Origin of the sequence: Rhizobium sp. Leaf306 (assembly GCF_001423425.1) — a bacterium.
GTDB lineage: Bacteria > Pseudomonadota > Alphaproteobacteria > Rhizobiales > Rhizobiaceae > Neorhizobium > Neorhizobium soli.
Genome location: NZ_LMNX01000002.1, coordinates 156,692 through 173,978, shown reverse-complemented (window position 1 = coordinate 173,978; position 17,287 = coordinate 156,692). Strand labels below are relative to the sequence as shown.

The window sequence follows — 17,287 nt, the reverse complement described above, 5'->3', positions numbered from 1 at the left end:
GGATCGGAAAATATGGCGTGATGGAATCGCGAGTTACGTGGACGTTAGTCGCGTTTGCGACGGATGACCGTTTCGGGGCCGATCAGGCGATCGTCCAAATCTATCGTGACGAAACGATGCAGGATCATCGATGCCAAACCTGCCACTGGCTTGGTCTCACGGAAGACGATCAGGGCTTCTGCAACGGTGAGGCTGGAACATTCGTCCAGCGCAGCAAGGAGACGAATCCTATCGGATAGAGGAGCTTCATGACGCGCGTATCGCAGCAGATCCTTTGCATTCCTCAATCTCACGGGCGGCAGTTCTGACGACTTAACTGTTTCGTAGCTCAGATCGGCTCTGGCCGCTTGTTCCCGAACCCATTCGGGCGCGACCTCTTCCCTCACCCCGTCGACGAGGAAGCTGCAATCGGCCCTATGAACATGGAAGTCTGGCCGATACGTCTGGCCATCCTGCGTGAGGGCAAATGACCGGCAGGACCAAGATACAATGTCGTTATCGACGTCTAGGATGCAGGCGATATCACGCGCCAGCTGATCTCTGAAAAGAACGGGCCCGTCGCACCGAACTGTGCTGAGCGGATAAAAAATTTGTACGGAGTTTGGTTGCGCTGGATGGCGCGAAGAAGAGATGCTCATCATGAACCCTCGAATAGGACGCAGGAACTCGTTCCCCTGGCGGGGCAGTTCAGCGGGCTATTCGTATCGTGGGTCGAGCGATCTTCGTCATGAGGAACAGATACGGAACATCGCAAAGGATGTCAATATGCAAAGTTTACCGTGATCTCAGCGTCACACCGGTTACGATCATCTTCAATATGAGCGTCATCTACTACCAGTGGACCCCGGCACGCTAACCAGCGACCTGTGCCAAGACCGCTGAGGCGCCAAAACTCGACGAAATTCCCGCCCGCACCTAGCGGTTAATGAGCCCGCCCTTCGTGAGAAATTTCCGACCTTTTTCGGAAACGGTCTCGGCGGAGATCTTGACGGTGAACATGCCGTCGCGGAACCGTAGGTGGAACTCACCGGCCAAGCGCAGCCTTTCAAGGAAATCTAAGACTTCCTTGTCCATCTCATCGACTACGATGATTTCCTTGTACGGCATTTGCGTGAATCGATCCAATTTCCTTCATTTTCCTTAGCACGCCATTCGATGATTGTAGAGAGCAACCAGCCGTTCGAGATCGGACCCGATCGGCTAGAGTCATTCTGGTCGCGTTGATTGTTTCTGCGGCCCGCGTGTAAGTAACGAACCAACGACAAAAATATCCCTAGCTATTAAACTCAAACAAGGCGCCATTACAAATACAGACTCCTACTTTTCAAGCATTATGTCCGTATTACTTACCTATATCTTGTAATTTTGGAGCAACATTTCGTTAACCAAGGCACGAGTAACCTGCCGACAACGATGGAGACCACTAGAGATGACGAAAGCATTTCTACTCGATACTTGCGTGATTAGCGAGACCTCGCTGCCGCGTCCGCGAGAAAGTGTTATCGAATTTCTTGCCACCGCAAGCAACTACTTCATCCCAGTCGGTGCTCTCATGGAGCTGCAGATGGGGATAACCAAGGTCTGCTCGACCAACCCCATCAAGGCGGTGCAGCTCAGCGCCTGGTATAATCAGTTGGTGAAAGCCGGAATTCCCACAGTCGAAACAGACAGCGAAATTGGCGCACTCTGGGGCATTCTGGCGATTGATCCAAAGCTTCAGGGAATGAACTCCGTTGACAGCAGATCGAAAAAAACGCGAGGCGGGCAAGACCTCCATATCGCTGCAGCCGCTTTGGCTCGACGATTGCCGATTGCCACGATGAATGTGAAGGACTTCATGAGGATACATGAAATCTATCCGCTCCCAGGGATCTATGATCCCTCTACAGGTGTTTGGCATGCGAAAATGGAACCGCTATCCGAAATGTATCCTGTCGCGAATAAAAATCGGCCAGAGTTAACCGAGCAGAACGCCTCCAGCGACGAGATTGATCAAATCCCGGTCTTCGGGCGGTAAGCTGTAGGCAGGATACTTGACGATAGCTACCTTCAAGGCAGCACAATCATCGGCTCTCGGTGCGGCGTCTAGTTAAGGAGGTCCTTCATCAGGTAAGATCGCCTCGAAGGCGTCAGCCGGAACAAGCGGCCGGTAAGCAAAGCTCTCTCCCCTCTTCGTCTAATTTCGTCGCTTACCTCAGATGCTTGGCATTTGAGTAATTTCTTTTGCGGACAACAAATCTCTTTTTGGGACAACTTGGCCTCGGTAGCGAGGTGGACGATGCCCGAAATGAGTGTTGCAGAAGAACTGAACCAAAACCTTACACCACAAGAGCGGCTAAAGCGCGGCCTTGAACATCTCGCGAGGATGAGGGTTGCAATGACTGCCCAGATCTTCACGGTCTTGGATGAGGTGAACCAATTAAAGCATCAAGTCGAGCTTGACGTTGATACGATGTTGCGCGACGGCGGCTTCACCGACACAGAGATAAACACCTACATCAACTTTGCTCCCACTGAAGATCAAAAGAAAATCATCAGGGCTAACAAAGTCAGTTTTGAAGCAGTTGCAGGCTTGCCCGGTGCAGAGGGTGAGGCTCGGCGTGAGGTTATGAGGAGTATCGAACGAGATCCTTCCTTCAGCTATGAGCAAATTCAAGGGACTTTCGAACGTCGTCGCGGAGATACGCTTTCAATACACGACAAGCTTTTCGTAGCGAGCCAACGCGCGTTCGCAGAAACGTTCTCGCAGGCAAACATGAGACATGAAGCCTCGTTCAGATACAAGGCCTCAACGCTCCACGCGTTGATGGGAGAATTCTCCCGCCTTCATGCGTATGTCGATCGCAATCCATTCCGACGCACGAAAATGCTGACATCGGCGCGTTACGCTCCGTTCTTGACAAAAATGAAGGGCGTCGAGGATCAACTTGCGTTGGCCGCCGAGGAGTTGTTCACTGAACTGAATTCAGTATTTCCTGGATGCTCACGCCCCATGAAAGATTGGGCCTTCATTGCACTGGAAAAACCGGCGGAAGCCTATCTTGCCCAAGCGCATTACTCTCTACAGAGGATGTCACGCCGTGAGTTCCACATGGATCTGCCGGGTGAGCACACCAGCTACTACAGTTGGTCAAGCTTCGACGCGATTAGGTTCCTTTCGGGGATAAAGCGCGAAGAGGACCAACGAAAAGCACCGCAGGTCCATCCCCGAGACCTCCGCAAACTGAACGCCATTGACATCTGTGCGGGATCTGGAGGGCAAGCCCTGGGGCTGGAGGCCGCAGGGTTCAATATTCGTGCACTCGTCGATTTCGATAGGACATCCCTTGAGACCTTGTCTAGAAACCGCAAGCGGTGGAATGTTATCGAATGCGACCTGTCCGAGCCTCTCACGCAAGATGCCATACACGGCTGGCGTGGCGACGGGAAATCGGCATACAGCTTAGACCTTGTATCGGGCTCCTTACCCACGGCTCCTTGGGACTATAGAGGTGACGGGATTGGCGAGCTTTTCACTGCAACGAAGCAGATAATTGCTTCGTTGCAGCCGAAGGCCTTTTTCTTCGAAACGGATGAGGGTTTTAAAGCGGACCGTCACCGCGAGTTCCGGCTTAGCTTGCGCCAATATTTCGCAAATCTCGGCTACCGCACAAAAATATGGAAACTGAGCGCTGACGAATTTGGGGTGCCGCAGAATCGAACGAGATACTATTTTGTGGGGCTAAAACGCGGCCAAGGGTATGGCGATCTTCTTCCACCAGAATGGAACATCAAAAACCCAATCGGCAGGACAATATGGTCCGCAGCGTTCCCAGATCTAAGTGAACACATTCGCCATATTTTGAAGAAGAATTTCGGTGAAAGCGTCTCAAAGATCGATCTCAAGAAGGCGAAGGAGGGTTTGAACCCTGTACAGCAAGCCTACGATCGTTGGGCTTTAAACTGGTTGAGAGACAACAAAAAGTGTGTACCGGACCTGGGAAAAATTCATCTACCAATTGTTGGGGCCGCTGCCAGAGCATGGGGCGAGGCTGGATTCGCTCCACAACTTCGAAGGCCCGTAAGCATCAGCGATCCATATTTTGCTCTCGTCAGCGATAGAGAGGCGCTGGCAAAGTCTCCCATACGCCCTCGAACGCCAAAGGTCGCGTTGACAGCCTCGGTACTTCGATTGCTGCAGGGGATCCCTGCAGACTGGGAGTTGGAAGGCGACGAAGCCTCGCAGATACAACAATTATCCGGCATGCGGCCCCCTTTAATGAGCCTGGCGGTTGCTCGTCAAATCCATAAGGCAATTACGGGCCAGTCGGTCGATCACAGTGACCCAGAAGCACGAAAGATAACAAGTGGCCGCGACAGGAAGCTACCCTCTTTTGTAAACAATAGCGCCACTCACCCAGACCCCATGAGGTATCGCGCTCAGATGTGGAAGAATTCAAAAATCGACGAGGAAAATCAGGATCGAAACCTGGCGTTTGACGATGATGACTTCGACGACTGAGCGTTACCACTTCTTCGACAACCGAATGTGATCAAGCCTGGAACGAATGATTTCCCTCATTTCAAATCTGTCGTCATGTTCCACAAGACCGACAGATTTTCCATCGACGGAAATTTTCACCCGACTTGCGTTGAAGCCGAGGGTCCACTCTTTGCCCTCGGCATCTGCAAAATTCAAAGATTCAATGCCGTCTGTCACCGTATATTTGACTTCTCGGATGTTGCGTGGCTCAAGCTCCTTGGTGATTTCCTCATAAGCCAGCGCGATCTGGCCGTTGGCCGTCACCTTTTCATGGATACTGGCATTGCGCACAACGCCAGCTCGGCTGATCGTTTCGGATATCTTTGCGAAGTCTTGCTCAGGTTTTCCGGAGAGTTCGAACCAATCGCTGCGGGAATACTCATAGAAGATCCACCCGTTCGTGCCGACCGGCACCGGATACCATTTCTCTTGAAGCAAGGTGCACTCCTCCAACCGAAGTTTTGATTGAGGAAGCAGGACACCCGGTTTCAACATGATGTTGACTGGCACGTATCGTCCATCACCCGTGAATTCTATGAACTGCCCGCCGTATTTTCGTTTCGCTTTCGCTTCCACGCCCAGGTCATTCAATTGATGTTCAAACCGGAAGCGGATCGCTTCCAAAAATTCCTGCAGAGCATTTTTCATCGGAGTACCAAGAAATTTCAATCGGTACCCAATTCTCGCAGGCTTGTTGCAAGCGACAAGCGAGGCTTGGCGCAGCCGTGAGCCGCTGTTAACCATGATTAACATTTTATTAAAGTTAGATCGATTTGCTTTGGACATTGGCTAACACTACTGGCATCATGCGCAAAGCTAGTGTCCAGGAGACGAAGGCCATGTCGTTGCTTCGAATAGCAAAACTCAGCGCGATCCGCTGATATTGATGTTATAGGTTTAGGCCTCTCAACGACATCTCTCCGGCAACGCGCGACGACCGTCCGCGCAAAGTGACGCCGGGAACACCCCTTGAAAATATGAAGTTCTCGCGTCGAGCCCGTGCTCGAAGTGTATCTGCGTTCTAAATTTCAAGGGCCGCGCTAGAAAAAACAGCTCTTTTCAATCGGACTGTCTAATGGCCGTCGGCCAATCGATGCCCCAGATGTGCTGCAGGTTTTGGCAGGAGCTGTGCGCGATTTCTAGGGTCCGTCACCGTTCCCCTCGCCAGGACCGAACGGGAATAAATGCTGATCAGGAGACAGCTATTATGGCGACTTATCGCGGAATGTTTTTGCACGACGTCACTTTCTCGGAAATCGATGCACACCTTGCGCGGGGCGCTTCGATTGAGGATCTCGCGTTCGATTTCCAAGGCGGCGACGATGACCCCGACTCTCCGGGTGCCCTCAGCAAGTATCCGGGTCTTTAGAACCCGGATTGAGAGGCCCCATGCGCAAGATCGTCCGCTTGCCCGCGTCGGAGTCCTTAATCCTGAATGGATTGACGATTTGGACTCGTGCTTCCGTTCCGGCGCTTGCGGCTGCGAATGTAGGTCAATTGACCGTTTCAGGGCGTGGGGGCAATAGCGTTTGCCCCTTGGCCAACAGCATTCTAGTTCAGCGTTTCGTGTCTCAAGGACAATGCTCATGACCAATAAGCAGACCCAAAAGCACGCCATTGCCACCGCGTTTCCGATCGAAGTGGCAACCGCCGGTGCAAAGCTGCACCACCGTCTGGGAGTAAATCAGACGCAAGTCGACGACGCGTTCGGTTTGTCGATCGCACGCCTGTCTTCCGCCAGCGTCGGAAACCACACGTCAATGGATGCTTGGAGGCGTTCGATCGCCGCTCCGATCAAAGCGGCGCGTCTTGCCAATGGCCTGTCGACCGCCATCGATAACGGCCGTCAACACCCCGCAAAAGGCCAACCAGTTGAACGCTGCGAGTTCGACGAGTGGAAGACCGATCTCATGACTCTTCTGTCGAAGTTCGGGGTCCATTCGGTGGCGCGGTCAAAAGTAGAAGTAGCGCTGGAGCATACATTCCAGCTGCTTGAAAAGCACAACAGAGCTTTCTCGCGGGATTTCCCCGTTACCATAGCCAAGCTGTTGAATCCCCTCAACTAACCTCAACCATAACTGATGGCCAACTGCGTCCGGGTGTCCCGGCGAGCGCGAAGCCATGCCCAAAAGGAGGGCAAAATGACCAATTCCAACAAGAAGCGCAGAGCAACATCGCTTTCTACCCTAGAGATGAACCGCTTGGCCGCGCTATTTCACGCTGGTCAGTTCGGCATCACGAACCTGGACTATCGGCGTCCAGAGGGCCGCGACGCGACCAGCGAAGAGGTCATGCAGTCGTTCGTGTTGCTTTACGTGTCGCCGACCCGCCCCACAATCGCCCAAGCCTATCGTCTCTACCAAGTCGAGATCGCTCAATTGAATAGCGAGCGGACACCATCCAGGCACTTGCCCTTCCTGAGCAAGTACAAGTTCCGCAGCGCCATCAACGACTTGGATCCGTTCTTCGTCATGGCCGGTCGGTACGGATTCGATGCCGCGATGCGGTTCCTTCGTCGAAGCACCCCTCGCCGATCTCCTTACCCCTCAGCCGCGCCAGTTTCACAGCCCTTGGCTTCCTAACGCCCACCCCATCCAATTGAAGCATTCAACAGCGCGATGGAATCGCGCACAAGGAGCGAATATGAGCAAACTTGCTGAAATGCAGAAGTTGAAGGCACGTATCGAAGATCTTCTTCGAAACGTCGATCCTCAGAGCCGCAACATCTTTCTGAGACACGCCTCGCGGTATCTGCACCCAAGCCGACCAAGTATTGCAAGCCTCTATGCCGAGTATCGAGGCGAAGTTGCGTGGCTCAACAGTCAGCGGACCGTCCAAGGAATTTGGCCTCTGGAGACGCTGTCAAAGCACGTTTTCCACAACTCGATCCGCTGCCTGGACCCCTTCATGGTTCGAGCAGCCCGCTTCGGTGAAAGCGTTGCCGCGCAACACAGCCGCCTTCATTCCAAAGAATGAGCCACGGATTCAAGTCCGCGATCACTAGCTCACGTTGGTGATCGCGCTCCGTCTATTGCTGAAAAATTTCTGGATTTCAAGGGGTTACAATGACCATTCATGCTGCGCGTCTAGTTGCCGCTCGAATGAGAATGAAAAGAGCAGGCTTGGGCTTCATTCACAAACGCAAGGCCGGTATCGGAGGAATGGAAGATCCGACCCTGCGAGTCACCACCTCGCCAATGGATTTTGCCAAATCCACGGACCGGCCGATCCGGATTGAAGACGAGACCTTCTACGAACCAACACACGGGCTCGCACTTCGCAACCCGCTCCGGAAGGACAAGTCTTCCGCAAAGGGGTTCGAGTTCTTCAATGAGGTACGTGTCTACTTCGATAGCGAAATCGAGCATCGCTGTCTCCTGCGGCTCATGACCAGGCGGGACATTGCGGAGATTCACTCACAGGCCCTGCTGTTCAATTATCACGACGCCCAACGGAAACCGCACGAGCACACGATCGATTACCTGATCATCTACAAAGACGGCTGGAGGGTTGGCATCGTCATTAAGCCCGAACGAAAGCGCGATGAGATGGAGGACCTTATCGAGCGCATCAAAGTCGATCCCAGTTCGGCTCAAGTCGACGACTTCCAGTTCCTTAGCGAAACGTACGGCTCAATTGAAGCGGCCGAAAACGCCGATTTCATTTTCTGGTCCCGCGAATTCGAGATCGATCAAGAAGTGTCCGACCTCCTGGATATCGTTCGCACCATCAATGGGTACGTTCGCTTCGGCGATCTCCTACGCTCCTGTCGCAACATCGATGAACGGCGTGTCGCTGTTTGGCGGCTGATTGATCTCGGCGTGCTCATCTCGCCGACAGGCGAACGCATCACCGAACTCACCTATCTCGCACGCAACCCGGCGCACTAGCGCCGGGTACAGCCGATGCGGCTTCGAGGGATACCCATGAACCAAGACGTTGTTACACCTAAGCCACTGAAGAATCCCATCGCGGACATCACTCGCGAGGATCGCTTCATGGTTGAGGACGAGCCGTGGCTTCTTTCCTCAAAAATTCCCGGCGGACTTAGCTTCCGGCACGCCGATGAACCTTGGCGTGAACCGTTGGAACTGACCCATGACCAGATCTGGAAGTACATCCAGTCGGGCAAGGCGTGGATCGATGAAGGAGCACAGAACCCCAATGTTCAAGCTCTAAACATCCGATTTGGCGGCAAGACATTCGATCAAAGCAGCAAGAGTAATCGGGACCGAGCCAACATTCGCCGAGCTTTCTTCGAGATCTACGAAGAGCGGTGCTTGATTGAAGGCAAAATCAGTCGTTCCGGTCCCGACTTCCAAAAATGGATCGACGAGAATTGGAGCCTCGTTTCAAAGCGAGCGCGTTGTGATGTCGTCGTCGCCGAGTCCGGCAAGCTCACCGTTTCCACATTCAACCGGCGATATCGCGCGTTCGTGGCAAGTGGCCGCAATGTGCTCTCCCTGATCCCAAAGCACACCGGACCGGGGCGAAAAACTGCACTTTGGACGCCGGAGGCATATGATCTCGCGCTCCAGTGCGCCCGTGGATACATGAGCCGCCTCAAGCCAACCAAGGCTCTGATCTTCGACGAATACAAGGCGCAGCTTGCAGTCGCGAACCGAAACCTCCGCGAGGAGGAGCAGCTTTATCAGCTCTCACGGACGAAATTCAACGATATCATCGCATCGTTGCCCGCGTTCGACGTTGTGGCCTCTCGCGAAGGTGAGGAATACGCTCTCAAATATTTCGCGCCTAATCTTCGCAGCTATAATGTGATCCTCCCTGGCAAGCGGGTCGAGATCGACGAATGGAAGGGTGATCTCTTCACATTCTTCTCGAAGGCTGGCGCCCTGGAAGGTGTGACTGCAAAACAGCGAGCAAAGCTGCGAAAAATCCGGCTCTGGCTTGTGTTCGCGATTGATGCGGCCACGCGGTACGTTTTGGCTGTCAAGGTCGCTCAAGCTCCGAACACCGAAGCTGCCCTGGGCATGCTCCGAATGATTATGACGGATAAGACAGCAATCTCTGAGATCGCGGGGGCTCAAAATCCGTGGGTCGGCGTTTGCAAGCCAAAGCTGGTCGTAAGCGACCATGGCTCTGCCCTCACATCAGACGAGGTCGTCAACGCTCTGAATTCTCTCAAAATTGGAGCAACGCGGCCTCCTGCTGGCCAACCCAAGAAGCGCCCATTTATCGAAAGTCTGTTTCATACCATTGGGCCTTTCTTGACTCGGTTTTTCGACGGTCAAACCTTCCGAAACATTTGGGAAAAAGGCGATTATGATCCCAAGGCCCATGCGTCGCTTGCAGCAAGCGAGTTCAACGAAATCGTCGTGCAGGCAATCAACGATTACTACCACGTTCGTCGCCATGGCTCGCTTGGTGGCCAATGTCCGCACGATGCTTGGGTCGATGCCGTGGAGACGTACAAAGTCACACCGCCTCCACGGCCGATCGACATGCTTCGCGCTTTCGGAGAAGTTCACACCGCACCGATCACGCAATACGGCATCGTCAAACATAACGTCCCATACATGAACGAGCGCCTTGCCACAGAAGCACTCGATCGGCGGACCTTCGAATTCAAGTTTGACGAGACCTACATCAACGAAATCCTCGTCAAACAAGAGGATGGCGGCTGGTTCCCGGTCCCGAACAACATTGATCTAGTCGAGGACCTGACACTCGCCGAGTGGGACGAGGCGAACAAGGAATTCTTGGCAGAGAATGCGGCCCGGACGGACCGGCACACTTCGACGGTCCACGACTTCATCCTACGCAACCGTGAAAACGGCAAAGCTGCCACCCTCCGTGCTGGCCTTGATCCCGCTGTACCGTCCCCAGCCAAGCTCGCGAAAATGCGAAAGAAAATCTACACCGGGGTTGCATCAGGACGGACTACAGGCCTGCCCATCGACACCAACGCGCCGGTGCAGCTTCCTCCTGACGAACTCCGAGGGGGTGTTGTCGGTCGCGTACGGCCTGCGGAGCTTCAACCTGCGCCAACCCCGCGCACTCCCTCGCCCTCCAATTTTTCTCGTTCAAAATGGGATGACTAAAAATGACCGATCAGATTGACCTTCATCGCGCAAATTTGCGTGCGCTTAAAAACCAAGTCCGCCAGAAACGGCTTAAGAACGACCGCGACGACGATCTCGCTGATGAGATCCAATCCATGCTCGATAACATCGACGACTTTTTCGAATACGGTTCCTGCGAGGATCGTCGCGGGCTGTTCGTCACCGGCCCAGCAGGTACAGGGAAGTCGACAGCCCTAAAGCATATCCTTCAGACAAATCCAGCGTTGCAGCCTTATCGAAACGAACATAATGCTCTTGTTCGTCCTGCTCTCAGCATCAAGCTTCCAAAGGAAAGCAAAACGAATGTCGTTGTGGAGCAGGTGTTTAAGGCACTCGACCTGCCTGCGGAGGGGAGTGAAAAGCTGCTGACACCCATGATGATGGACGCGCTCATGGCTCATAAGGTCAAAATCCTCCATTTCGATGAGGCGCAGCATACGGTGCGCTCCCAGACCAATGCGGCTTTTGAAGCGGTTCAAGACATGGTTAAGCAGCTTGTCGACTGGGAAGAGTGGCCGCTACATGTCATCCTTTCAGGGATGCCGCGTATCGAACGAATGCGCGATGATCAGCAAATCGGTCGGAGATCGATGGTTTTCCCGTTTCGACGGCTCGAAATCGAGAGCGACAAATATGTGTTTGCAGGTCTGCTCAATGAGGTTTCAGCGGACTGCGGACTTCAGTTGCGTGATAACTTGAGGGAAGACGATTTTCTCGGTCGTCTTTGCAAATCCACTCACGGCGCCTGGGGAACCGCGATTGGCGACATTCGTCGCGCATGTTTTCGCGCCCTGACAAAGCGAAAGTCCGAACTCACCGTCAGCCATTTCGCTCAGGAATACGAACGGAACACCGGTGCACTATTGAAGGAAAACATTTTTCTAGCCGAAAACTGGGAGCAACTGGAGGTCAAGGAAACGCTGAAAGCCATGCGCGATGAGGAGGAGAAGTAAAGTGGTCCTCCCTGTCCCTGTCACCCATAGGATTGGTCGCGAAAATGCGATCAGCTTAGCCTCCCGGTTGAGTGCTGGGAACGGCTATCGATCGCTTCGGTTATTTCTCGCATCCGGACGGGTCTCGCTGCGCGATCTTTACGTGGGTGAGGAAAAGGCAATCGCAAAGTTGGCGCATTGGTCCGGGGCCAAGCCCACGGACCTCTCGCAATTCGCTGTCCGGACGGAAACCAAAAGGAAGTATTGGAGCCTTGGTCACGCCACCTTTAACAAAGAGATGCGACGAGGCAATCGATTCCGGTATTGCCCTTCTTGCATCCTTCATGACTGTCGGCAAGGAAGTGAGCAACCGGCGTCACGCCCGTTTGTGCGGGTCCAGTGGCTTACTAGAGCGGTAGTAAATTGTACCGACCATCAACGCCCTCTAATCGAAGTCCAATTCCCGAAGTTTCAGGAAGACGATTTTGCTCGTTATGTCACAGCAAATTTTTCGACTATTGAAGCTCAGGCGGCGGATCCAGTTACAGACGAGGGTGTCGAAGTCGATCGGTTTATCGAAAATCGAATCCTCGGCGTCAAGGAAGAACCATATCTTGACCGCTTTGAGGTCCATGTAGCCGTCGAGCTGTGTTCCTACCTTGGTAAATTCATGAAACGTCACGAAGCAACATCGTCGCTCCTACCCGCCTCACTTCAATCTGCCTCGCCGCGAGAAGCAGGTTTTTACGTCGCGCGACAGGGTGCTGATGCGATTCGCAATGTGATCGTCACCTTCATTAACGTTCGCAAACCGAGCACCGCCGAGAAATTTCTTTTTGGTCAATTGGGACGATGGCTTCGAAGCAATAGCGCCGTGCCACGCTACGCTGAAACCGTCAGCCTCCTTCAAGACATCGCCGTTCGCAATCTGCCGTTCGGAGCGGGCGATATGTGTTTTGTTCCGGTCCATGAGCGCCATCTCCACTCGGTCGTTTCCGCGAGCCTGGAGTATGGCCTGTTTGAGAAGCGGGTCATCCAACTTATGCGAGACAGCAAGTTGATCGGGCCACAAAACTTGCATCCGAGCCGCATCTTTTTTAACGCGGAGCAAGCTCACGGCATCCTTGAAGAAGCGAGCCGCACGTTGACCAGCAAGGAAGTCCGCGAAGAACTTGGCGTCACGGAAAAAGTAATGGCTGACATCCTCGGCACAGGTCTTATCCCGCGCGTTGAGAACAGGGCAGACACGAGAGCGTACGCCCGAATTCGAAAAGAAGACGTGGAGCAATTCAAGGCGAAAATCATGGCCGCGACGACAGAGTCTAGCTCCGGCGGCCTATCGACGATTAGGGACGTCTGCCAAGCGTGCGGCTGTTCAACGACTGATGTCATCGCCCTCGTAACGAACGCCAAGCTTTCCAGTGTCACGATGGTGAAATCAGAAGCCTTCAGGTTGAACGACTTACGGGTCGATCTTACAGAGGCAGTAGGACTGATCGTTCCCGCTCGCGTTGCCGAGTGGGAGAAACATAACGCTGGCTTTATCAAGCTCGATGATGCACGAGTGGCGCTGCAGGTCAAAAGCCTGACGATCTCGTACCTCGTGCAACGCGGTTTGATCGTTGTAAAGAAGCTCACCAATCCCTACACGATGCGTCGTCAAGACTACGCTACTCTCGAATCCATCCGAGCTTTCGAAGCGGAGTACATCATGTTGGGCGAACTCTCCAAGTTGTACGACACCCATCCGATCGTCATCACGACGACTATGGAAAAGGCCGGGGTCAAAACGTCTCCGGAACGTGCGGGACTCGTTTCCAGGTTTTATCGTCGGGCCGAAGTGGATGCTCACAGGATCGCTGAGGCCGTCGCCAGGCTGAGGAAGTAATCACTCAACTCGGAGATTAATTCATGCCCGCCCACGCGGGCTTTTTTTTGGCCTAGATTCTCAATTTTTCGGAGCGCATTTCGAGTGATGTAAATGGCCCAGGTGATTGTCAGACGCAGACCTGTCGCGGTGAGTGGCGCACACCTATGGCGACATCGGTTACCAACCTAGCGAATGCGGAAAAAGACCCTGCATTAACATATTGATTTTCATCTGGAAATTCATTTGCGAGCCATTCGCAGGCGCAAACCTACGCGGGCCAATCAAATCGGTCACCGCCAGCCTATGGTGAAAATTTCGTTTTGCTTTACAACCATTAACTTGACGTTAGTCAAGTTTGCGGCACATAGATACCTGAAGTGCTCGATCTAAGATTGTAATAACGACACTCGAGCAGCCCTAGCCTCTCCGGCATAGGGACGGTCTTGCCATGATGGCAGGCACCCTGAGGGGGTTAACCGTAAACGTGATCCGATCATTGCTAGTCTTTCATCGATCTGCGGCGCAGTTCGAAGCGCTAGCCCATGCTTGTGGGGCTCTACGTGACCAGTATTTTGACCAACATCGCTGCAACAAATGCGCTTCAGACCTTGCGCACACTGAATTCGAACATGGAGCGCACGCAACAGCAAGTCAGTTCGGGCCTAAGGGTTCAGACCGCCGCCGACAATGTCGCGTACTGGTCCATTTCGACGACGATGCGGTCCGACACCGACGCCATAGCAGCCGCCAGCGATGCGCTCGGGCTCGGCACCGCCAAGGTGGACACTGCCTATCAGGGCATGGAGGCCGTGATCGATGTTCTGGATGAGTTCAAAGCCAAACTCGTCACCGCAAAAGAGACCAGCGTCGACAAGGGGCAGATCCAGCTCGAATTGGACAAGTTGAAAGAGCAGGTCGTCTCCATCGCCAACGGCGCGAGTTTCAGCGGAGAAAACTGGCTGAACACCGACATTGCCGACATCTATGACAACACGATCAACAAGTCGTCCGTGGTGTCAGGCTTCACCCGGACTGCATCCGGGGTATCAGTTCAGAAAATGGAATCTGATCTCTCATCGATTTCTCTGTTCAACACCACCGGTGGCGGCCTGCTTCAAGCCGATGCGCGCGATGCCTATACGGTCGGCGGAATCCGCTATCCGACCTCCTATTCCAGCTACTCCGACTCGACGGTATACTATACCGATGACGGGTCTATGGATTGGATGACCCCGGAACGATCCACTGGCAGTGCCGGCCTCTTCGCTCTGAACGATTTCCCGGATGAAGCGCCTCTCGATTTCAACACGGCCGGTTCGAACATCAGCTTCACACTCCTGCTTGACAAGGAAGTGGAGGACCCAAGCCAGCTTCCCGGGCCCTACTTTGGAGGAGTGAGCACTACGATCACAATCACCAAGGCTGACGTGGACGCCTATGATGCCAGTCTTGGTGGAGTCATATCGACCAACACGCAGTTCGCAGGCGTCCTCAACAGGCAGTTGAATCCACTCGGCGCCTTGGTTTCAGCCGACTCCTTCATGTACGATCCCCCGGATTCAAAAAATCGCGTCCACGATCCCAAGAAAATGAGCATCATGACGCTCCAGAAAAATGGTGACGGATCCTATGTCGGCATCTCGAACCTGAGTAGCACTGGCGTCAGCAACGGTGGTTTGAAAGAGAATTCTGCCTATGGCTTACGTGGGTCGAGCTTAAGCCTCGAGTTCCGAGACTTCACTCTATACAATGACGGCGAGAACGAAGACGGTATCGAGATCAACTTCAATTTCGCGGTCAATGGTGCGTCCCAGAAATCCTATTCCTTTGATCGCACCTATGTGAATACGCTGCTGAACAAGACCGACGGTACGGTCGCGACCGCAGAGGAGATGGAAACTCTGCTGCACTCGCTGCTCGACGCCGATTGGCCAAACCTAGTCATCGAGGCGACGGATGCCACCCACGTCACCATCAAGTCAGATCCCGCAGTCGATCGGAAATGGGGAAGCGGAACAAGCATAACGTTCAGCCAAATCCGCGTCAGCAACGAGCCTCGTCCGGCGCTCGACTTTATCGACATCGACATCGAAGAGAACCCCGACAATATCGACAATTATCTGAGCTACATCGAAACCGCGAAATCGAGGGTTGTCGACGGCGCCGCGTTCCTTGGTTCGCTCCAGCAGCGTCTCGACATGCAGACAAGCTTCAACTCAACCCTCATGGACAATATCGAAAGCGGTGTAAGCCGCCTTGTCGACACGGACATGGAGGAAGCCTCTGCTAGGCTGTCCGCAATCCAGACGCAGCAACAACTTGCCGTTCAGACGTTGCAGATCGCCAATAGCAGCAGCGAGACGATTATGCAGCTCTTCAACTCCTGAACGCACCTGGAGCGCTGGCCGAAGTTCTTTCACGGATCCAGCCCTCCTTTCATTCTCTGGTCGACATCGTCATGACCAGGCGTTCGGTGGTTCACCGCGCTTCCGCTGTGGCGCGTATCGAGACCACCCTGCCCGGCACCATTGCCACCATCTGGCCGCTCACGGCACCGGACGCCCTCTTGCCGTGCAAGGCGATGCCTCAGGCTCCACATCCACCAGCATGTCGTCACACTCGAGACAGGTCATGCAGATCCCGCAGCAATCCTGATCGAACTCCTCAGCGGATCTCGGTTGTCGACAGCAGTCGCAAATGGGCGAGCCCGGGCCGGCGACCCGGGTGGGAGACAGAATTTCCATGACGTTGCCATCGCGTGCGTGCGCAGAGGTATCTGCCATCGCAACCTCCCTATTTCAGTTGATGATCATAAGATGGGAGCGACTAGCTCAAGAATCCAGAGAGGGCGTACAGACAGGAAGCACCTGAACCATCACGCGTTTGTTGCGTTCCTTCGGTAGATCTGGAGATGACCGCATGAAACGAACACTCATCGCCTTCGCCCTCTCGCTCGCAACCTCGCAGGTGTTTGCCATGGACAGCCTTTCACACCTCGAATGGAAAAAGCGTGTCCTCATCCTTTTTGGTGACAAGGGCGATGCATCGATTGCCCGACAGGTCGGCATCCTGACATCGCAAAAGGCGGAATTGGCGGAGCGCGACATGGTTGTGCTGCAGGTTTCCGGAGATGTCGTGGAAACGATCTATGGTGACGCCGACCGGATCGACGCGCGCAGGCTGCGCGCGGAGGCAAATATTGCGGACGGTGCGTTTCATGTCGTCCTTGTCGGCAAGGATGGCGGCGTGAAGCTGAAAAGCGATACGGTCGTCAGCGACGTCGAGATGTTCGACCTGATCGATCGCATGCCGATGCGCCGCGGCGGAAAAGGCTGAATGACCTCAGACGACATTGGGATATCCGTGGCATGCAACGACTCCGATTCGTTCAACTTTTCGCGACCATTTCGGAAAACGCGGGCATATTCCCGATCGACATTTGCGTTGCGACGCGTTCACCCTACCTTAGGCGCCTAGGCCATGAATTGAAGGAGACGATGACAGATGAGCGCCGAATTCGGTCCGTACGTGCAGATGGGTAAGCTTGCTCAGGTGATGGCCCACCAGTACCAGAAGGACACCAACCTCGCTTTGGCGCCCCTGCTGTCGCATTACATGGACGAGGTCGAGGTCAACGTGGCCGCCGACAGTTTCAACCACTCCGGTTTCATGAACAATATCCGCGGGCCGCTCAAGGTCACGGCTGACGCAACGACGGACGAGCGGCGCAAGGCGTTCCTGCAGGCCGTCGTGGATGCGCTTCAGGAGCGCATGCAGCGCGTATAGGCCCTGCCGCAGCAGGATTATTCCAAGATTGAGCTCATAAAATCTGATGCAACGCGCCTTGTCGCGCACGTGCCGGCGTTGCGCTATGCACAGC

General features: G+C 54.1%; 15 protein-coding genes. 12 read left to right on the top strand and 3 right to left on the bottom strand.

Annotation, left to right across the window (positions count from 1 at the left end; translation table 11 throughout):
* Positions 1 to 44 precede the first annotated feature (44 nt).
* Both ASG19_RS08705 and ASG19_RS08700 read right to left on the bottom strand, forming a co-directional pair.
* Positions 45 to 641 carry a hypothetical protein gene (locus ASG19_RS08705; protein WP_062455323.1) on the bottom strand — a complete coding sequence of 199 codons (597 nt, stop codon included), beginning with the start codon at positions 639 to 641 and terminating at the stop codon, positions 45 to 47.
* 274 nt (positions 642 to 915) lie between these two features.
* A complete protein-coding gene (locus ASG19_RS08700; RefSeq protein WP_156466460.1) occupies positions 916 to 1,125 on the bottom strand; it encodes a hypothetical protein in 210 nt (69 codons plus the stop codon).
* Positions 1,126 to 1,429: 304 nt separating this feature from the next.
* Between ASG19_RS08700 and ASG19_RS08695 the strand changes: the two genes are divergently transcribed.
* Positions 1,430 to 2,017: a type II toxin-antitoxin system VapC family toxin gene (locus ASG19_RS08695; RefSeq protein WP_244476127.1), complete on the top strand. Its 588-nt coding sequence runs from the start codon at positions 1,430 to 1,432 to the stop codon at positions 2,015 to 2,017.
* A gap of 270 nt (positions 2,018 to 2,287) precedes the next feature.
* Positions 2,288 to 4,501, top strand: a complete 2,214-nt coding sequence (locus tag ASG19_RS08690) for a DNA cytosine methyltransferase (RefSeq protein WP_162238136.1) — start codon at positions 2,288 to 2,290, stop codon at positions 4,499 to 4,501.
* 3 nt (positions 4,502 to 4,504) lie between these two features.
* On the opposite strand, the gene ASG19_RS08685 is transcribed toward ASG19_RS08690, so the two are convergent.
* Positions 4,505 to 5,308, bottom strand: coding sequence for a hypothetical protein (locus ASG19_RS08685; RefSeq protein ID WP_156466459.1), 804 nt, complete (start codon positions 5,306 to 5,308; stop codon positions 4,505 to 4,507).
* Positions 5,309 to 6,108: 800 nt separating this feature from the next.
* Here ASG19_RS08685 and ASG19_RS08680 point away from each other — a divergent pair.
* The 10 genes from ASG19_RS08680 to ASG19_RS08625 all read left to right on the top strand — a co-directional run bounded on the left by ASG19_RS08680 (position 6,109) and on the right by ASG19_RS08625 (position 17,193).
* Complete coding sequence (locus tag ASG19_RS08680; RefSeq protein ID WP_062455315.1) at positions 6,109 to 6,588, top strand: hypothetical protein; 480 nt, start codon at positions 6,109 to 6,111, stop codon at positions 6,586 to 6,588.
* A gap of 75 nt (positions 6,589 to 6,663) precedes the next feature.
* Positions 6,664 to 7,104: a hypothetical protein gene (locus tag ASG19_RS08675; RefSeq protein ID WP_062455314.1), complete on the top strand. Its 441-nt coding sequence runs from the start codon at positions 6,664 to 6,666 to the stop codon at positions 7,102 to 7,104.
* A 61-nt stretch (positions 7,105 to 7,165) separates the two neighbouring features.
* Complete coding sequence (locus tag ASG19_RS08670; RefSeq protein WP_062455312.1) at positions 7,166 to 7,498, top strand: hypothetical protein; 333 nt, start codon at positions 7,166 to 7,168, stop codon at positions 7,496 to 7,498.
* An 89-nt stretch (positions 7,499 to 7,587) separates the two neighbouring features.
* Positions 7,588 to 8,412 carry a hypothetical protein gene (locus ASG19_RS08665; protein WP_156466458.1) on the top strand — a complete coding sequence of 275 codons (825 nt, stop codon included), beginning with the start codon at positions 7,588 to 7,590 and terminating at the stop codon, positions 8,410 to 8,412.
* Positions 8,413 to 8,448: 36 nt separating this feature from the next.
* The gene (locus tag ASG19_RS08660) at positions 8,449 to 10,584 is read left to right on the top strand and encodes a DDE-type integrase/transposase/recombinase (RefSeq protein WP_162238135.1); all 2,136 of its coding nucleotides are present in this window, start codon (positions 8,449 to 8,451) and stop codon (positions 10,582 to 10,584) included.
* Between the two features lie 2 nt (positions 10,585 to 10,586).
* On the top strand, positions 10,587 to 11,558 hold the full coding sequence (locus tag ASG19_RS08655; RefSeq protein ID WP_062455307.1) for an ATP-binding protein: 972 nt from the start codon (positions 10,587 to 10,589) through the stop codon (positions 11,556 to 11,558).
* Between the two features lies 1 nt (position 11,559).
* Positions 11,560 to 13,425: a TniQ family protein gene (locus ASG19_RS23495; protein ID WP_162238134.1), complete on the top strand. Its 1,866-nt coding sequence runs from the start codon at positions 11,560 to 11,562 to the stop codon at positions 13,423 to 13,425.
* Between the two features lie 524 nt (positions 13,426 to 13,949).
* Complete coding sequence (locus ASG19_RS08635) at positions 13,950 to 15,794, top strand: flagellin (protein ID WP_062455300.1); 1,845 nt, start codon at positions 13,950 to 13,952, stop codon at positions 15,792 to 15,794.
* A gap of 532 nt (positions 15,795 to 16,326) precedes the next feature.
* Positions 16,327 to 16,743, top strand: coding sequence for a DUF4174 domain-containing protein (locus ASG19_RS08630; RefSeq protein ID WP_062455298.1), 417 nt, complete (start codon positions 16,327 to 16,329; stop codon positions 16,741 to 16,743).
* A 168-nt stretch (positions 16,744 to 16,911) separates the two neighbouring features.
* Entirely contained in the window at positions 16,912 to 17,193 is a 282-nt protein-coding gene (locus tag ASG19_RS08625) for a hypothetical protein (protein ID WP_062455296.1), read from the top strand.
* Positions 17,194 to 17,287: the final 94 nt, after the last annotated feature.